Origin of the sequence: Victivallis sp. Marseille-Q1083 (assembly GCF_903645315.1) — a bacterium.
Taxonomy (GTDB): domain Bacteria; phylum Verrucomicrobiota; class Lentisphaeria; order Victivallales; family Victivallaceae; genus UMGS1518.
Window position 1 is genome coordinate 208,144 of the sequence record NZ_CAHJXL010000001.1, and the last position, 17,516, is coordinate 225,659.

Sequence of the window (17,516 nt, forward strand, 5' to 3'; positions counted from 1 at the left end):
GCAAACGGCAACGCGCCTCATTCCGCCTCCGGCCGGACCGGCGAAAACTCCCGCTTTTTCCAAACCGCGCCGTCGCGCTCGAAACGGCAGGCGCGGGCCGCCGGAGAATTGAAGCGGATTTCGGCACGGCCGTCGGTAAAAAACAATGCCGCCCCGTCGGTCAGCGCCCAGGCAACCGCCGGGGTTCCGGCGCCTTCGATTTGTTCGAGCCGTTCGTCGAATCCCGCCCAGACGGCATCCTGATAATGCGGGCAGAACAGGATCGGCAGCGCACCGCACCCGGCAATCAGGTCGAAACGGCCGTCGGCAAAGTCATTGTATCCGGCAACCGTCCAGCAGATTGCTCCCGCGCTGTAACCCGCGACCACCGTCCCGTGTTCATAAGCGTCGCGCAGCGCGTCCGGCAGCGCGGCGCGCTCCCACGCCCCGGCCAGCCACTCGGTCATGCCGCCGCAAACCCAGATGATATCCGCCCCGGCGACTTTTTCGCGCAGTTCGGCCAGCGCAATACCGGCAGCAAGCAGCGGCACCGCCTCGATTCGGTCGCTCTGGCCGGCAAACATCGCCCGCGCCCCGGCAAAAGCCGCTTCACTGTCGCCCGCCGGCGCACAGAAGAGCAGAATCCGCGGATTGGCAATGCCGCTGAATGCAACGATTTGCCGCCCGATTTCCGCATCGGCTCCCCAGGCAAGGACCGCCCTGCGCGGCCGCGCGGCATCCGGCGACGGCAAGCCGGACTGGCGGCAGGAACAGAGCATCACCACAGCGGCCAGCAGGCCGGTGGCAATCCGGCCGTTCCGGCCGTACGACAAAAATTTCATAACCGAGTCTCCCTCCGTAATCCGCCAGCCGATGAAAAAGAAGAAGTTTCCGGCGTCCTATCTTTTCCCGGCCACTTTCCAAGCCGTCAAAACAGAGGGGGCGCAATACCCATTGACTTCCACGAATAAGCGAACTTGCATACAGGAAAAATAAATCGGCAAATCTTCTCCGTCAAGTCAGGAAGGCCCATCGCCGGCAGGAATTAATAAAAAATCGTCCCTTTCACCCGGTCGGACCGTTTTCGCCCTGCCGCTTGGACCGGAACCGGACAACGGGATACGCCTGGAGGCCGCCGGCAATTATCCGCAAGGGAATTTGCATCGCCGTCGTTCCGGCTGTATGGTACGGGGATAAAAAAAGGAATCGCCTCATGCAGGATTTTTTCGACAAACAAGCTTTCATTCTGGATATGGACGGCGTCGTCTATCACGGCAATCTGCTGCTGCCCGGCGCCGTCGAATTCGTCGACTGGTTGAAAAAGCACGATAAGAAATTCCTTTTCCTGACCAACGCCAGCGAACGGACGCCGCGCGAACTGCAGGAAAAGATGGCCCGGCTCGGCATTCAACTTGAGGAGAAGCAATTCTACACCAGCGCCCTGGCCACGGCCGAATTTCTGTCCCGGCAGCAGCCGCAGTGCACCGCTTTCGTCATCGGCGAAGCCGGTTTGTTCAACGCGCTGTATGAGCGCGGCATTTCGATGAACGACACCAATCCGGATTATGTCGTCGTCGGCGAAACCCGCTCCTACGGTTACGAACGGCTGGAAAAAGCGACGTTCCTGGTCCAGGACGGTGCCAAATTGATCGGCACCTGTCCGGACGTCTCCGGGCCGAGCGAAGCCGGCACCATTCCGGGCACCGGAGCGCTGATTTCCCCGATCGAACTGGTCACCGGCAAGAAGGCCTATTTCGTCGGCAAGCCCAACCCGCTGATGATGCGCCGGGCCGGCAAACGCCTGGACGTGCCGAGCTGCGAGACACTGATCATCGGCGACCGGATGGATACCGACATCATCGCCGGCGTCGAATCGGAAATCGACACGGTGCTGGTCTTAAGCGGCGTCACTTCCGAACGGGACCTGCAACGCTTTCCCTACCGGCCGAACCATATTTTCGCCGGACTGGCCGACATCGTCGTCCGGCTGAAGGAGTTCGAAGCGCGGCAGCATTGCTGACGACGCCGACGCATTTCGGTGAAAAGCGGCAATTTTCCCAAAAGAAAAGTTGTTTTTTAGCGGCGACTGGATATAGTAAGGAAAATAACCTGCTTGTCAGAACAGGATGCCTGTCCGGCGGTTGTGGAATTCGGACGCTATCAGCGTCCGGAAGATATTCTTTCCGGGTGTTGATACCGCGATTCCGCATCAAACGTTCGGGCCGAAAAGGCCGATGCTTTCCCGTTCCTGACAAGTCCAAACCAAGACTGCCGGTGTTGTACCGGCGCAAAACAAAGGACAAATCATGTCAGAACAAAAAGTCGTGTTCCAACTGGATGCCGGCCGCACCATGGAAATTTCCACCGGCAAGATGGCCAACCTCGCCAACGGCTCCTGCCTGGTGCGCCTCGGCGACACCATTGTTATTTCCGCCGCCTGCTCCGGCCCGGCCCGGCCCGGCACCGATTTCTTCCCGCTGCAGGTCGACTACCGGGAAAAATACAGCGCGGCCGGCCGCTTCCCCGGCGGCTATATCAAACGGGAAGGCCGTCCCAGTGAAAAAGAAATTCTGACCTGCCGGGTGACCGACCGGCCGTTGCGGCCGCTGTTCCCGGACGGTTTTTACGATGAAGTGCAGGTCTACGGCATGTTGTTGAGCGCCGACGGCGTCAATGAGCCGGACGTGCTGAGCATGCTGGGCGCCAGCACCGCGCTGGTGCTGTCCGACCTGCCGTTCCAGGGACCGATCGGCGCGGTGCGGGTCGGCAAGGTCGGCGGCAAACTGATCGCCAACCCGACGATCGCCGAAATGGCCGAAAGCACGATCGACCTGATCTACGCCGGTCTGCCGGACAAGGTGATCATGATCGAGGGCGAAGCCAATGAATGCCAGGAAGACGAATTGGCCGAAGCGATGTATTTCGCCAATGAAATCGTCAAAGTCCAGTGTGCCGCCCAGTTGGAGCTGGCCGCCAAAGCCGGCAAGACCAAAAAAACGCCGAAGCTCTATCTGGTGCCGCCGGAAATCACGGCCGGATTGCACGCTTTCTGTAGCGGTAAGATTGAAGAAGTCTGCCTGATTCCGGGTAAAAACGACCGGATGCAGGCGATGGACGAGCTGCTCGAAGCGGCGATGTTGACGATGCGGGGCGATTTCCCCGGCATGAGCGACGACGCATTCGGCTTGGAAATGCACAAGGCATTCGACGACCTGGTCCGGACAACAACCCGCAACGCCATCCTCGAAAAACAGTTCCGCCCGGACGGCCGCGGCATCGACGAAATCCGTCCGCTGTCCGCCGAAGTCGGCGTGCTGCCGATCGTTCACGGCAGCGGCCTGTTCTCCCGCGGCGAAACCCAGGCGCTGGTCGTCGCCACGCTCGGCAATGAAAAAGATTCGCAGGAATATGACAATATCACCGGTGACGGTACCCCGTTCTCCAAGCGGTTTTATCTGCAGTACAACTTCCCGAACTACAGCGTCGGCGAAGTCGGCCGGATCACCGGTCCCGGACGGCGCGAAATCGGTCACGGCGACTTGGCGGAACGCTCGGTTTCCAAAGTGATTCCGAAGGATTTCCCTTACGTCATCCGCTGCGTTTCCGAAGTGATGAGCTCGAACGGTTCGACCTCGATGGCCTCGGTGTGCGGCGCGACGCTGGCGTTGATGGATGCCGGCGTGCCGATCAAATCGCCGGTCGCCGGCATCTCCTGCGGCCTGGTCACCGGCGGCGATCAGGCGTTGCTGCTGACCGATATCATCGGCGCCGAGGACCATTTCGGCGATATGGACTTCAAGGTCTGCGGCACCAAAGCCGGCATCACCGGTTTCCAGTTGGATTTGAAGCTGCCGGGCATCAGCATTGACCTGCTCTGCCAGGGGATGGAACGCAACCGGCTGGCGCGTTACAAGATCCTCGACACGCTGACCGCCTGCATCGCGGAGCCGCGCGCCGAGATCAGCGAGCGGGCGCCGCGGCTGGAAACCATCGTCATCAATCCCGCCAAGATCGGCGCCCTGATCGGCCCCGGCGGCAAGAATATCAAAGCGATCACCGAAGAGACGCAATCCTCCATCGACGTCGACGACGACGGCAACGTTAAAATCATGTCGCCGAACAAGGAGCTGCTGGAAAAAGCCAAGGAACGGGTGCTCGGCTGCACCGCCGAAGCCGAAATCGGCAAAATTTACCGCGGCAAAGTGGTGACGGTCCGCGACTTCGGCGCTTTCGTCGAAATTCTGCCGGGTCTGGACGGACTGCTGCACATTTCGGAAATGGCCGATTACCGGGTGCGTGAAGTCAGGGATATCTGCCAGGAAGGCGATTTCGTGACCGTCAAAGTCATCGACATCGACCAGTCCGGCAAAATCCGTTTGAGCCGCAAAGCGGCGTTGAAGGAGCTGGGCGAATAATCAGTCGTCCAGTTGATTGATCGATTGCATTCGGCCGGACCGTTTCTCGACGGCCCGGCCGTTTCGCTTTCAAAACCGCAACCGTCCGGCAACGACCGCCACCGCGGCCGCCGCAGGAAAAAAATGGATCACCGAACATGAGCAATGAAGTAGTCTTGACGCCAATGATGAAGCAGTACCGCGCCGCCAAAGCGGAAATTCCGCCGGATGCGGTGTTGCTGTTCCGGCTCGGCGACTTCTACGAAATGTTCTTCGAGGACGCGGCGCGGGTCAGCAGCGTTCTGGATATCGTACTGACCAAACGCGGCGGCGTGCCGATGTGCGGCTTTCCCTACCATGCGCTGGACATCCAGTTGCCGCGGCTGCTGACTTCCGGCGTTAAGGTGGCGATCGCCGAACAACTGGAAGATCCGCGGCTGGCCAAAGGCATCGTCAAACGGGCGGTCACCCGGATCATTACGCCGGGAACGGTCGTCGACAGCACGGTGCTACAGCCGGAACGCAACAACTTCCTGTTGGCCCTGCTGGAACGCAAAGACCGTTTCGCCCTCGCCTCGCTGGACATCAGCACGGCAGAATTCCGGGTGACCGAAATCGCCGGACAGGACAAGCTGGAAACCGAACTGAACCGGCTCGGCAGCCGGGAATGTATCGTACCGAAAAGTTTATACGAAGGCTGGGAAAAGGACGGTAATTTTCCGAAAACCAACGATAAACTGCTCTATACGCCGCTGGACGACTGGATTTTCGCCTTCGACTGTTCGGAAGAGCTTCTGAAACGCCATTTCGGCGTTCTTTCGCTGGACGGTTTCGGCTGCCGCAACCTGCCGCTGGCGGTTTCCGCCGCCGGCGCGGTGCTGTATTACGCCACTGAAAACCTCCGGCAGAACGCCACCCATATCACCAAACTGAGCGTCTACAACCCGGCGCAATCGCTGGAGCTGGATGCCATCTCGCAGCGCAATCTCGAATTGGTCGAGCCGATGTTCGGCACCGACAAATCCGGAACGCTGCTGCATGTGCTGGACCGCACGGTGACGCCAATGGGGGGCCGGTTATTGCGCAGTTGGATTTTGAGACCGCTGTATGACCGCGAGGCGATCAACCGCCGGCTCGACGCCGTCGAAGCGCTCAAGGACGACCCGCTGACGCTGGCCGAACTGCATGAAACGCTCGGCATCGTCCGCGACCTGGAGCGGATCATCGCCCGCCTGAACCTCGGCAACGCCAACGCCCGCGACCTGCTGGCGCTGGCCAACAGCGTCAGCGTGCTGCCGGGCGTCAAAGCGCTGCTGGAAAATTTCGCCACGCCGCTGCTCGAAGAAGTCGACCAGGCGATTCCGGTGCTGCCGGAGCTGGCGGAACGCATCGCCGCCGCCATCGTCGAGGAGCCGCCGCTCGGCCTCAACGACGGCGGCGTCTTCAAAACCGGTTACAACGCCGCGCTGGATGAATTCCGGCAGGCCGCCACCGAAGGCAAGAACTGGCTCAGCTCCATTCAGCAGCGCGAACAGGAACGCACGACGATCAAGTCGCTGAAGGTCAAATACAACCAGGTGTTCGGCTACTACATTGAAATCAGCAAGGCCAATTTGAATCTGGTGCCGGACGATTATATCCGCAAGCAGACGCTGGTCAACGCTGAACGCTTCATCACCCCGGAACTCAAGGAGCTGGAAAGCAAGATCCTCGGCGCCGAGGACAAAGCCAAAGCGCTCGAATACCAGCTCTTCCAGGAGTTGCGGGAATACGTCCTCGGCTTTACCCGGGAAATCCAGACCGCCGCCGCCAATCTGGCCATCCTCGATGTCATCTGTTCGCTGGCCGAATGCGCCCGCGACCGCCGTTACCAGCGGCCGCATATTCTGGAAGATAACACTCTGGAGATCATCGGCGGCCGCCATCCGGTACTCGACGCCAATATGACTTCCGAGCGTTTCGTTCCCAACGATGTCCACCTCGACGGCGACCGCCACCGGATGATGATCATCACCGGGCCGAACATGGCCGGCAAATCGACCTATATCCGCCAGACCGCGCTGCTGGTGCTGATGGCGCAGATGGGGTCCTTCATCCCGGTCGATTCCGCCAACATCGGACTGGTCGACCGGATTTTCACCCGGGTCGGCGCGGCCGACGACCTCTCCCGCGGCCAGAGTACCTTCATGGTTGAAATGGTCGAAACCGCCAATATCCTCAACCACGCCACGCCGAAAAGCCTGGTCATTCTCGACGAGATCGGCCGCGGCACCAGCACCTTCGACGGGCTGAGCATCGCCTGGGCGGTTGCCGAATACCTGCATGATGATGAACATTGCCGCTGCCGGACCCAGTTCGCCACCCATTACCACGAATTGACCGAACTGGCCAAAACCAAACGCGGCGTCGACAATTACAACGTCGCAGTCAAGGAGTACGGCGAACAGATTATCTTCCTGCGGCAGATCGTGCCGGGCGGCACCGATAAAAGCTACGGCATTCATGTCGCCAAGCTCGCCGGTCTGCCACGGGCAGTCGTCGACCGGGCCAACGCCATTCTGGAGTCACTGGAAAACAGCGCCGCCAAACCGCAGCAGGAGCGCATGCCCGGCAGCCACCATCTGGCCGAGAGCACGGTGCCCTATCAGGCCAAACGGCGCAAAAAGGCGATGGAAAACGATACGCCGGAAGATTCCCAGCAATTGCGCCTGTTCTGAAGGAAGCGGAAAAATATCAGGCCAGCAGGAAGTTGACAATCAACGGCGTCAGCAGCATGCCCAGCAGAAACACCGCGAAGAAAATTCCGGAAGCAATTCCGACTCTTCCATCGTCCCGCCTGTTGTACCCGCCCGCGTCGCCATGCCTTATCTCCGGCCTTGCGGTGCACGGCAGGATAAATTTTGCCGCCGTCAGAAATTGACCAACGGGAAAAAAGGCAGAAAACCATCCGCCAGATAATTGAACAGGCCGATTTGCAAACCGCCGGCTTCGGCGAGATTGAACAACCCGATCTGAACACCGCCAAACTCGGCCACGTTGGTAACGCCGCACTGGAATCCCTCCAGGCGCGCCGTCTGGTTGATCAGCGCCGCCTGAACGCCGCCGACGCTGTCCGCCTGGCTGACCAGCAAGCTGAGCTGGTAACCGTTGAGATCGTCGCTCCGGCCGATACCGCTCAATTGAATGCCGTCGCATCCGGCCGCCCGATTGTACAGAGCGGCCTGCAGACCGGTGATTTCTTCGGCGTGGTTGCTGAAAACGCCGCCTTGAATCCCTTCGAAACGATCGGCCAGGTTGCCGATGACACCGCATTGCAAACCGCTGGATTCGAAGGAAGCCAGGACCGCTTCGGAGGTTTTCGGCGGCAACGGCTCCACCCCCGGGTAGGCGACATTGACCAAGCTGAATTGAATGCCGTCGAACTGCGTCGCCTGACAGAGCACCAGTGAACTTTGCAGCCCCTGCAATTTCCGGTTGACCAGGCCGTAAAACAAGCTGCCCTGCCAGCCGTCAACCGCATCGCTCCAGGTCAGAAATCCATACTGCAGGCCGTCAATCTGAACCGCGCCGGTCGAAACCAGCGCCATATCCAGGCCGGTCACCGCGTTGCGGGCGTCGTTGAACGGCAATCCCAGCCGCAGCAGCACCGTATCCACCCGTTCCGGCGTTTTCCAATGCGCCGCCTCGGCCATGAAGTCGTCCTCCTCACTGCTCCCGACGCCGATGCTGTACCAGGAAGCGGCGGGCGCCGCATCCTGAAAAACAACGGCGGAATCTTTCGACTCCGCCGCCACTCCCGACCAGTTACAGACGGCGCCGAGGCCGCAAATGATCAACCCTATTTTTCTGTTCATTTTTCCTCCGCCGTCGCTCCGGGATGGTTTTACAAGCTCAAATTGAAGAACGGCATGAACGGGATCGCACCGTCCTTGATATAATTGATCAGCCCGAACTGGGCGCCGGTTCCTTCGGCAAGGTTGATCAAACCGAGCTGGAATCCTTTGCTCTCGGTCGCCTGATTGTACAAACCGGTCTGGAAACCGGTCAGTTTCCTGGAAACGTTGACCAACACCGCCGCCTGAATGCCGGTGATGTCGCCGGAGACATTGACCGTCGCCGCCGGCTGCAGGCCGACCATGTCGCCGGAGACATTCAGCGCGCTGGCCTGCAGGCCCTGTCCCAGTCCGCCGGACACGTTGACGCCGAGCGTCGCCTGGATGCCGTTGAACCCGCCGGTATTGCGGTTGCAGAGGAAGTTGGCCTGGATGCCGTCGAAATCCTCATTCTGGCAGTAGACCCAGCACGCCTGAATGCCTTTGATGTGCGCCGTCCCGGAAATCAGCCAGGAAGCCTCCAAACCGTAAACCCGGCCGATGCCGGTGCTGATCGGCTGGCCGGTCTTGATGCCGAAAACGTTGGAATTGTAAGTGCTCGACGGCACTCCGGGCAGAAAGCCGAGCTGGAACAATGTATAATCCTCCAGCGGCGGCAGCGTTTCGGTATTGTCGGCGCCAACCGCACCCAGACTGAGCAGCGCGGCACAAAAAACGGTCATTAGTTGCTTTAACATCATTGTTTCTCCTCCAGTACACTCTGATTAAAATTTGAAGTTGATGATCGGCAGCACCGGAAACGCGCCGTCTTCGATGTAATTGAGCAAACCGATCTGGAACGATTTGCCCTGCGCCATGTTGAAAATACCGAACTGGAAACCGTCGACATCTTCGGCGATATTGACCAGACTGACCTGGGCGCCGTTGAGGTCACGGGTCAACGCCGTGATCAGACTGCCCTGAAAGCCGTCGACATAATCGGACATCGCACCGAGCACGGCGATTTCAGCGCCGACCACCTGCGTGGTGCCGCCGCTGAACGGCACCCCCAGCCGGATGCCATACGCCGCCGTCGAGGAAGTGCCGGGCGGATAATCCGGCCAGCAGCAAAATTGAAAGAAATCCCATTTCTCCGCCGGCGTTGCCGCAGCCGGCGCCGGCTGCAGTTGCGTCGGCGACGCGCCCGTTTTGCTCTCCGCCGCCATCGTCAGGCCGCACAATCCCAGGCAAAAACAGCTCAACCAAAATTTTTTCATGATTACTCCTTGATGAAAAGGTTTCACTATATAGTTAGAATTTACTGCATCTTTACCGGAAATCAAATTTTTTTATCCGTTACGCCGCCTTTCTTCACGCCTTTCGCTCCCGTTCCCCCGCCGATTGGACCGAACCGGCGCGGTCGGAACCCGCTCGGGACAACCGCCGATCGAAGGCAATTGACGCCCGGGCTGATTTTCCATCCGTTTTACCCGTCGAAGGCAATTGACAAGAATCCGGCCGCTGGCTATATTATTTATTCCGGATCTTTATACCAATCAACGCGACTTCTATGGGAATTGGAATGGCAAGAACAGCAAACCGACGGCGCAGCCGCAAATCCACGGCCTCTTCCCAACGCCGGCGCGGCTGGAAATTTCTGCTGGGCGCCGTTTTTTTCCTGCTGCTGGGCGCCGTCCTGACCAATCTGGACCGGCTGGACCGCATCGGGCTGGTGATCAACCAGGCCAAAGGCCTGCTGCCCCGCTACGCGCGGGTATTCATTCCGGAGATTCCCTACGGCACCGCCAGTGAAAACAGCACCCTGACCGGCAAAATCATCGCCGTTTATGACGGCGACACCGCAACCTTGCTCGCCCAGGACGGCTCCAGGAAATATAAAATCCGTTTTTACGGCATCGACGCCCCGGAAGCGGACCAGGAGTTCGGCCAGGACTCCCGCCGGGCGCTGGAAGAGTTGGTTCTGGACAGGGAAGTTCGCGCCGAGGTGCTCAATCTGGACCCTTACGGCCGGGCGGTCGCCAAAATTTACTGCGGCGACCTCTATGTCAACAAAGCGATGCTCAGCGCCGGCATGGCCTGGTGGTACAAGAGTTACGCCAAAAATGAAATCGATCTCAGCATGGCCGAAGCCACCGCCCGCCTGAACCGGCGCGGCCTCTGGCAGTACACCGATCCGCAGCCGCCCTGGGAATACCGCAAGGCGCATCCCTGATCCTCCGGCATCATCCCCCGGGTTGCGGCCGGAAGCGGAAGCGAAAGACCGGCAAGGCGGTTGATTTCTTCGCAAAAAATCGACTATGACTGGCATGCGTTGGAGAGTCGTTTTACCCTGTTGCCTTCTTTGCCGGGCAAAGCGCTCGAGGCAATCGCAGTCGAAGCCCCTACCACGCGGGACGGGCTGCCGCCCTCTGTTTCGGTCGCCCGCCTCACCGATTGGCCGGCGGGGACGGATCATCCGGAAATTTTCGTCTATTCGATGTCGACCAATGGGAAACATACCGCATAAGACGCCAGGAGGTCCGGCTCGGTCAAGCCGGGAAACTGCCGATTTCCGCGGCGTTCCGGTTCCGGAGCCGCCGCACGAAATTGTTAGGCTGCGCTTCACCGGTGCCGAATGCCGAAGAAACCGAGAATGCGCTGCCCAAATGTCGGCTTCGGCAAGTCGGTATCCCGGACGAACTTGAAATACATCGCCGGAATCAGATAAAGCGTCAGGATGGCCGAAAGCGTCAGGCCGCCGACCACGCCGATACCGCAGCTGGAACGAATTTCCGAACCGAGCCCGGTGCCGAACGCCATCGGCAACATGCCGGCGACCGAAGCGATCGAGGTCATGACAATCGGCCGGAATTTGCTCCGGGCGGCACTGAGCATCGCCTGATGCGTCCCGGTTCCTCCCCGGCTCAACACCGCACACTCGTCCATGATCAGGATCGCGTTGTTGACGACGATGCCAATCATCATCACTCCGCCGAGCATCCCGACGATCGACAACGATGTCCCGGACAGATAAAGCGCCAGAAACAATCCGACAAACCCGAGCGGCACCGTGAACATGATCAAAAACGGCCGCGACCACGACTCCATGATCGCCGCGATCAGCAGGTAGGTCAGCGAAATGGCGATCGCGAACACTTCGATGAAATCGCGGACGCCGTCCTCCATCATTTCCGCCGTGCCGGCGAAAGTCAGCCGGTAACCGGGCGGCAGTTGCGGCGCCAGTTCCTTCTGCAATACGCCGATCACATCGCTGGCCACCGCCCCGGCGGCCGGATTGGCATAGAGCCAGGCCGACCGTTCCTTGTCCTGCCGGATGACGCAGATTGACACATTATCCCGCTCCTGTTCGGTCAGCACGTCCAGATTGATCGGCCGGCCGGCCAGGGAGCCGGTCGTCAGCTTTTCCGCCTCTTCCAGCCCGTCCGGCGCTTCCATTTTCACCCGGATGTCGAATGTCCGGCTGCCGACCTTGTAGGTGCCAACTTCAACGCCTTCGAAAAATCCGGCGATGGTCGTCCCCAGCGGCACCGCATCCAGTCCGAGATTTTTCAGCACCGGACGGCGCGGCAGCAGATTGATGCGCGGTTTGCCAATGCGGACGCTGGAATCAATGTCCTTGGCAATGCCGCTGTTTTTCAGGATCGTCGAACCGATGCGATTGTATTTTTCCAATTCGGCAAACTCGGGACCGGCAATCAAACCGGTGACCTCCGCCCCGGAACCGCCATTCGTCTTCGGAATCGCCAGCGTGTATTGCAAATTCTGGAAACGGGATAACTCCTGCCGGACCTCCTCCATCAGCGTTTCCAGCGGGGCCCGCTCTTCTTTGGGTTTGACCCGCACGGTGACCTGCGCCAGATACACCCCCTGCGACACCTGTCCGGTCATCGCATTGTTGTAACCGATCGTCGTACCGGTGGCATTCACATACGGCAGCGAACGCAGCATCGCCAGAATCTCCAGAGTCCGCTCCCGGGTCTGGTCGATGTTGTAATTCGACGGAAATTCGAGTTTCACCGAGAACTCGCTCTGGTCGTTGTCCGGCATGAAAGAAACCCCGATATGCGGCACGACATATTTGCAGACCAGCACACTGCCGATCGCGATTGCCAGGATGACCACGCCGGGCCGGCGTTGCGTCCAGAGCATCGACCGGTCGAAACCGCCGGCCAACCGGTCATATCCCTTGTCCCAGAGGTAAAAAAACCGCCGGTTCCAAACACCCGGCCGGGTATTCTCCGACAGCAGCAGCGACGCCAGAATCGGCGTCAAAGTAAAACTGACGAACAACGACACCAGCGTCGCAATCACCATCACGCCGGCGAACGGCGCCAGAATCATGCCGGCCACCGAGGTCATCAGCGCCACCGGCACAAACACCACCACATTGGTCAGGGCGCTGGCAGCCACCGCATTGATCACTTCGCCGCAGCCGTCGGCGGCGGCCGACTTGCGGTCGCTGCCGGCATGGAGCTTTTTGAAAATATTCTCAATTACCACAATCGAGTTGGTGACCAGCACGCCGGCCGAACAGCCGAGCGAAATCAGCGTCATCATGTCGAACGTATATCCCATCATGTTCATCGCGGCAAAGGTAATCACCACCGACACCGGCATCGTCACCGCAATGATGAAAGTGGAACGCGGCTCAGGCAGAAACAGAAACAGCAGCACCGCCGTCAGCAAAATTCCCATGGCAATGCTGCTCCACGCATCATCCACCGAAGCCTGGACAAAAGCGCCGGTATCCTTGAACCAGTGCAGCGTCATGCCCCGCGGGATACCGCCGCGGTTGACCAGTGTATCGAATTTTTTGCGGACCGCGTCGATCACTTTCACCGCATTGGCATCGCTCTTCTTGACAATCTCAATGGCAACGCCGAGTTCGTCGTTCCAGTACCCCTCCTGGCGGATTTCCTTGGACATCAACTGGATGTCCGCCACGTCGCCCAGGTAGACACGTTTGCCGACATCTTTGCTGATCTCCAATTCCCGCAGCGCTTCAAAGTTGCGGAACTCCGCATCGTAAGTGACGCTGATCTCTTCGCCGTGATCTTTGATGCGGCCGGCCGGCACTTTGGCGTTGTTGGCGGCCAGCTTGTTGACGATATCCGCGATCGTCAGGTTGGCGGCGGCCAGCTTTTCGGGATTCAGCACGATATGAAGCTGAACCTCGTTGCCGCCGTGGATGCGGACTTCTCCGACGCCCGGCAAACTGGAGAACTGGTCGGAAAGCGTGTCGTCGACATAATCGTAGAGGTCGTCCAGCGAACGGTCGCCGGTCAGGAACAGCGTAACCACCGGCACCGCGTTGATGTTCACCTTCGTCAGCGAGGGGGGTTCCACCGAAGCGGGAAAATCATTGGCGACGCTGTTGAGTTTTTCCCGCACGTCATGCACTGCCAGATCGACGTCGGTACCGAGATAGAACTCCAGGGTCGTGGCGCAGGTATTTTCCATGCAGACGTTGGTGATGTGTTTCAGGCCGTCCAGCGAAGCGACCGCGTCCTCAATGCGTTTCGCCACCTCCACTTCGATTTCCTCCGGGGAAGCGCCCGGATAATTGGTGGTGATCTGAACGTAAGGCACATCGAATTTCGGCAGCAAATCAATGCCGATCTTCCGATAGGCATTGATGCCGAGCAGCACCAGCATGATGATGAAGCAGCACATTGCAATCGGCCGTTTGACCGACATCCAGCTCAAAGACATGATTTCAAATCTCCCCGGCCTTTTCGGCTTTCACCACCATATCTCCCTGATTGACGAAATACTGGCCGGCGACGACAAATTCCCGGCCTTGCAATTGTTCACCATTCAAAATTTCCGTGAAGCCGTCACAACTGATTCCCGGCATGACATCCACTGCGTCAACGGTCCGGTCGTCAAGGACATAGGCCATAAACTTGCCGCCCTTCCTGAGCAGCACCGCATCCGCCGGCAATCCCAGCCCTTCCCGCTGCTGAAGGATCAAATCGACATTGCACAGGCTGCCGCTGACCAATTTGGTATCCTTCGGCAGCGCCACTTTGATTTCAAATGTGCGGCTCAGCGGATCGATGCAGGCGGCCCGGTAGGTGACCGGCGCCAGGCAGACTTTTTCGGCGTCGAAAAAAATCGTCGCCTCCGTCACGCCCACCTCGATCTGATCGTAATAAACCGCGCTGATCAAACAGGAAAGCTCCAAATGCGACTGGTTTTCAAGGTGCAGAATGCTGGTGCCGTCGGCGACATATTCATCCTGGTCCTGAAATTTCGCCGTCACCCTCCCGCCAAACGGAGCAAGCATGATCGAGTCGTCCAGATTTTTCCTGGCAATCGCCAACTTGATTTCACTCTGTTTCACCTGCGATTGCGAATAACTCAGAATCGCCTCGTTTTTGGTGACCACCGCCTTCGCTTTCCGCAGCGTGGTCTGGGCCTGTTCATAGGCATCGAGTGAATTGACCCTGGCATCGCGCAATTGCTCGGCGCGTTTGAAGTCGAGCTCCGCCTTTTCCAAAGCGGTTCTGGCTATATCCAGATCGGCGGCGGCGGTGGACACGTTGTCCTTCGCCACGTTGAGTTCCTGGGCCGCCAGTTCCATCTGATTTTCCAGATTCTCCTTGTCTACCTGGAAAAGAAGCATGCCGGGCTCCACCTCCTGCCCTTCCCTGACGGCGAGCAGATTGAGCACGCCGGAAGTGCGCGATGCAATCACCGCCTCCTCGACCGGCTCCACCGTCCCCTGGACGCGCAGCCGTTTTTGGAAACTGCGTTCCTGCAGGGTACCGGTCTCCACCTTGGCAAGCCTCGGCTCTGCCGGCTTTTCGCCTTTCCTGCCACAACCGGCGCCGAGCAGGATCACCGGCAATACCACCGTTATTCCCAGCCAGGACGGCATAACTTTTTTCCCGAACATTTGGACCTCCATTAAACGGTATGTGTAATCAATCCCAGGCCGAAAAGCGCATTCTGCATGGCAATATGCTGGATGCGGCGGTAGAAACTGAAATTAAGTTTTTCATCCGGAGCAACCTTCGACAACAAACTCAAATTGGCGGCATAAAAACTCGCGCCGCCGATGATATTCAGAAACCAGCAGTGCGCCGTGGTAAAATCATCATTGCCGGTAATCCGCCGGAAAACCGTCATAAACACCTCCCGCACCGGTTCGAAACGCCTCACCCAGTCGTCGTCCAACCGCCAGCCGGCGATGGTTACCCGCATGCGGAACATATTGATCCACGCCTCCTGATCCTGCGAATAAATGAACCGGAATAAAATTTCAAGTAAATCCAGCACCAACCGTTTCTGACCGTCCGGCGACTGAAACAGATGCTCGTTGGAGCGGACATAATCGACCAGCAGTTCCGGTTCCCAGTCGCGGAAAACAAACTCCAGCACCGCGGCGGTCAAACCATCCTTCCCGCCGAAATGATAACTGACCGCATTCAATTGCGTCCCGGCCAGTTTGGTGATTTCCCGTACACTGACGGCGGCCACGCCCCGTTCGGCAAACAGCGTTCCGGCCGCCCGGATCAACGCGCTCTGCGTCTCTCCGGAAATTTTATATTCACTCATCGCCGCACCCTCCCGCAAAAAAAAGAACTATCGTTTCAAATTAACCTTAATTATAGCACTATCGTTTCAATTTTACAACCCCGCATTTCATCCTTTTGCCAAAAATCGCGGAGACGGCGTCTTGCAGCCGGAAGTCATTTGCCATGTCCGCCGGCAAACGGACGGAAGATTCCGGCAGGAGAGTGACCGGATTGAAAGCGGAATCGGGTTGAAAGCCCTGTTCAATTCACCTTGCGGCTCGAAACAGCTTCCGGCAAATCCAGTAGAGATAGAGGCCATTTGCCGCCGCAGTAATGATCCAGGTGATCGGATAGGACAACATCAAATTCTCCATAGTGGGCTGCAGCGGAAATATCGTATAGACCCAGACCACCCGCAGGACGCAAACCCCCAGCAGGGTGATGACGGCCGGCATCAGCGAGTGTCCCAGTCCCCGCAGGCTGCCGCTCATGACATCCATGATTCCACAGAGGAAATAGGTGGTAAAAAGGATATTCATCCGCAGCATCCCCCAGGAAATCACCTCGGGATTCGAATTATAGACGGCAAGCAACTGCCGGCCGTCGAAAAAGAAACCGTATCCCAGAACCAGGCAGACCAGCGAGGAGCAGACGACACAGTAGATGATGCTTCGGCGAATCCGGTCATATTGTTTCCCGCCCAGGTTTTGCCCGGCAAAGCTGACCACGGTCTGATGAAAAGCGTTCGAACCGATATAAACGAATCCCTCCAGACTGGCGGAAGCCGTGTTGCCGGCGATCGCCAAGGAACCGAAGGAGTTGACCGAAGACTGGATCGTGATATTGGAGATGGAAAAAAACATTCCCTGGATGCCGGCCGGCAACCCGATCCACAACATATTCTTCAAAATCGTCGGATCGATCCGCAGCGTTTGCACTTTCAGCCGGCAGGCATCTCTCGCCTTGAAGAGGCATTTGATGACCAGATAGGAGGCGACACCCTGCGCGATGACGGTCGCCAGGGCAACCCCGGCGACGTCCATATGGCAGACCAGCACGAAAATCAGATTCAATCCGACATTGACGACGCCGGCGAACAGCAGGAAATACAACGGACGGCGGGTATCTCCCACCGCCCGCATGATGGCGCTGCCGAAATTGTACAACATGATAAACGGCATCCCGCCGAAATAAATCCACATATAGAGACAGGATTTCATCAGGACGTTGTCCGGCGTCCCCATCAGGCTCAGCAACGGTTTTGCCAGCGCAATCCCCAGGATGGCAAGCGCAATTCCGCCGATTATCGCCATCAGGATGGCGGTATGAACGGTGCGGCTCACACTCTTCCGGTTTTTTGATCCGTAATAATTGGCGATCAGGACATTCGTCCCGATCGACAGGCCGATAAACACATTGACGATCAAGGCGGTCAAAGAGGAGGTCGCCCCGACGGCGGCCAGCGCTTCATGCGGCGCAAACCGGCCGATGACGATCAGGTCGGCGGCATTGAACAGCAATTGCAGAATGCCGGACAACATCAGCGGCACGGAAAAGAGCACGATCTGGCCGAACAACGGCCCCCGGCACATATCGATCTGGTATTTATTTTTTAATTCCGCCATCGTCCGCCGCTCCGGATCATCCCACCAAATTGAAATCAATTTTTTTAATATAGATAGCCGGAGGAAAAAGTCAACGGGATTTTGCCGGTTCGGTACTTCGATTCGAAATGCCCGGCAATCAATTCTGCCGGCCGGCCGGGAGACGATGACATTAACAAGACA

At 58.4% G+C, this 17,516-nt stretch carries 13 protein-coding genes; 5 read left to right on the forward strand and 8 right to left on the reverse strand.

Going from position 1 to position 17,516, the window contains the following annotated elements:
- Positions 1-17: 17 nt before the first annotated feature.
- A complete protein-coding gene (locus HWX74_RS00710) occupies positions 18-821 on the reverse strand; it encodes a Type 1 glutamine amidotransferase-like domain-containing protein (protein WP_176011694.1) in 804 nt (267 codons plus the stop codon).
- Positions 822-1,192: 371 nt separating this feature from the next.
- Between HWX74_RS00710 and HWX74_RS00715 the strand changes: the two genes are divergently transcribed.
- From HWX74_RS00715 to mutS, 3 genes are all read left to right on the forward strand, one after another.
- The gene (locus HWX74_RS00715; protein ID WP_176011695.1) at positions 1,193-1,999 is read left to right on the forward strand and encodes an HAD-IIA family hydrolase; all 807 of its coding nucleotides are present in this window, start codon (positions 1,193-1,195) and stop codon (positions 1,997-1,999) included.
- A 286-nt stretch (positions 2,000-2,285) separates the two neighbouring features.
- Positions 2,286-4,394 carry a polyribonucleotide nucleotidyltransferase gene (locus tag HWX74_RS00720; protein WP_176011696.1) on the forward strand — a complete coding sequence of 703 codons (2,109 nt, stop codon included), beginning with the start codon at positions 2,286-2,288 and terminating at the stop codon, positions 4,392-4,394.
- Positions 4,395-4,531: 137 nt separating this feature from the next.
- Positions 4,532-7,090, forward strand: a complete 2,559-nt coding sequence (gene mutS / locus HWX74_RS00725; protein WP_217704810.1) for a DNA mismatch repair protein MutS — start codon at positions 4,532-4,534, stop codon at positions 7,088-7,090.
- Between the two features lie 192 nt (positions 7,091-7,282).
- Here the strand turns inward: mutS and HWX74_RS00730 are convergent, their stop codons facing one another.
- The 3 genes from HWX74_RS00730 to HWX74_RS00740 are packed head-to-tail and all read right to left on the reverse strand — an operon-like array spanning position 7,283 to position 9,462.
- Positions 7,283-8,227, reverse strand: a complete 945-nt coding sequence (locus HWX74_RS00730) for a hypothetical protein (protein ID WP_176011697.1) — start codon at positions 8,225-8,227, stop codon at positions 7,283-7,285.
- 29 nt (positions 8,228-8,256) lie between these two features.
- Positions 8,257-8,943: a hypothetical protein gene (locus tag HWX74_RS00735; protein ID WP_217704811.1), complete on the reverse strand. Its 687-nt coding sequence runs from the start codon at positions 8,941-8,943 to the stop codon at positions 8,257-8,259.
- 27 nt (positions 8,944-8,970) lie between these two features.
- Positions 8,971-9,462 carry a hypothetical protein gene (locus HWX74_RS00740; RefSeq protein ID WP_176011699.1) on the reverse strand — a complete coding sequence of 164 codons (492 nt, stop codon included), beginning with the start codon at positions 9,460-9,462 and terminating at the stop codon, positions 8,971-8,973.
- A gap of 305 nt (positions 9,463-9,767) precedes the next feature.
- Here HWX74_RS00740 and HWX74_RS00745 point away from each other — a divergent pair, with 305 nt between their 5' ends.
- Positions 9,768-10,418: a thermonuclease family protein gene (locus HWX74_RS00745; protein ID WP_176011700.1), complete on the forward strand. Its 651-nt coding sequence runs from the start codon at positions 9,768-9,770 to the stop codon at positions 10,416-10,418.
- A gap of 60 nt (positions 10,419-10,478) precedes the next feature.
- Positions 10,479-10,712, forward strand: coding sequence for a hypothetical protein (locus HWX74_RS00750; RefSeq protein ID WP_176011701.1), 234 nt, complete (start codon positions 10,479-10,481; stop codon positions 10,710-10,712).
- Positions 10,713-10,807: 95 nt separating this feature from the next.
- Here the strand turns inward: HWX74_RS00750 and HWX74_RS00755 are convergent, their stop codons facing one another.
- The 4 genes from HWX74_RS00755 to HWX74_RS00770 form a co-directional block, all read right to left on the reverse strand.
- Complete coding sequence (locus HWX74_RS00755) at positions 10,808-13,918, reverse strand: efflux RND transporter permease subunit (RefSeq protein WP_176011702.1); 3,111 nt, start codon at positions 13,916-13,918, stop codon at positions 10,808-10,810.
- Between the two features lie 4 nt (positions 13,919-13,922).
- The gene (locus HWX74_RS00760; RefSeq protein WP_176011703.1) at positions 13,923-15,107 is read right to left on the reverse strand and encodes an efflux RND transporter periplasmic adaptor subunit; all 1,185 of its coding nucleotides are present in this window, start codon (positions 15,105-15,107) and stop codon (positions 13,923-13,925) included.
- A gap of 11 nt (positions 15,108-15,118) precedes the next feature.
- A complete protein-coding gene (locus HWX74_RS00765) occupies positions 15,119-15,769 on the reverse strand; it encodes a TetR/AcrR family transcriptional regulator (protein WP_176011704.1) in 651 nt (216 codons plus the stop codon).
- A 226-nt stretch (positions 15,770-15,995) separates the two neighbouring features.
- Complete coding sequence (locus HWX74_RS00770) at positions 15,996-17,354, reverse strand: MATE family efflux transporter (protein WP_176011705.1); 1,359 nt, start codon at positions 17,352-17,354, stop codon at positions 15,996-15,998.
- Positions 17,355-17,516: the final 162 nt, after the last annotated feature.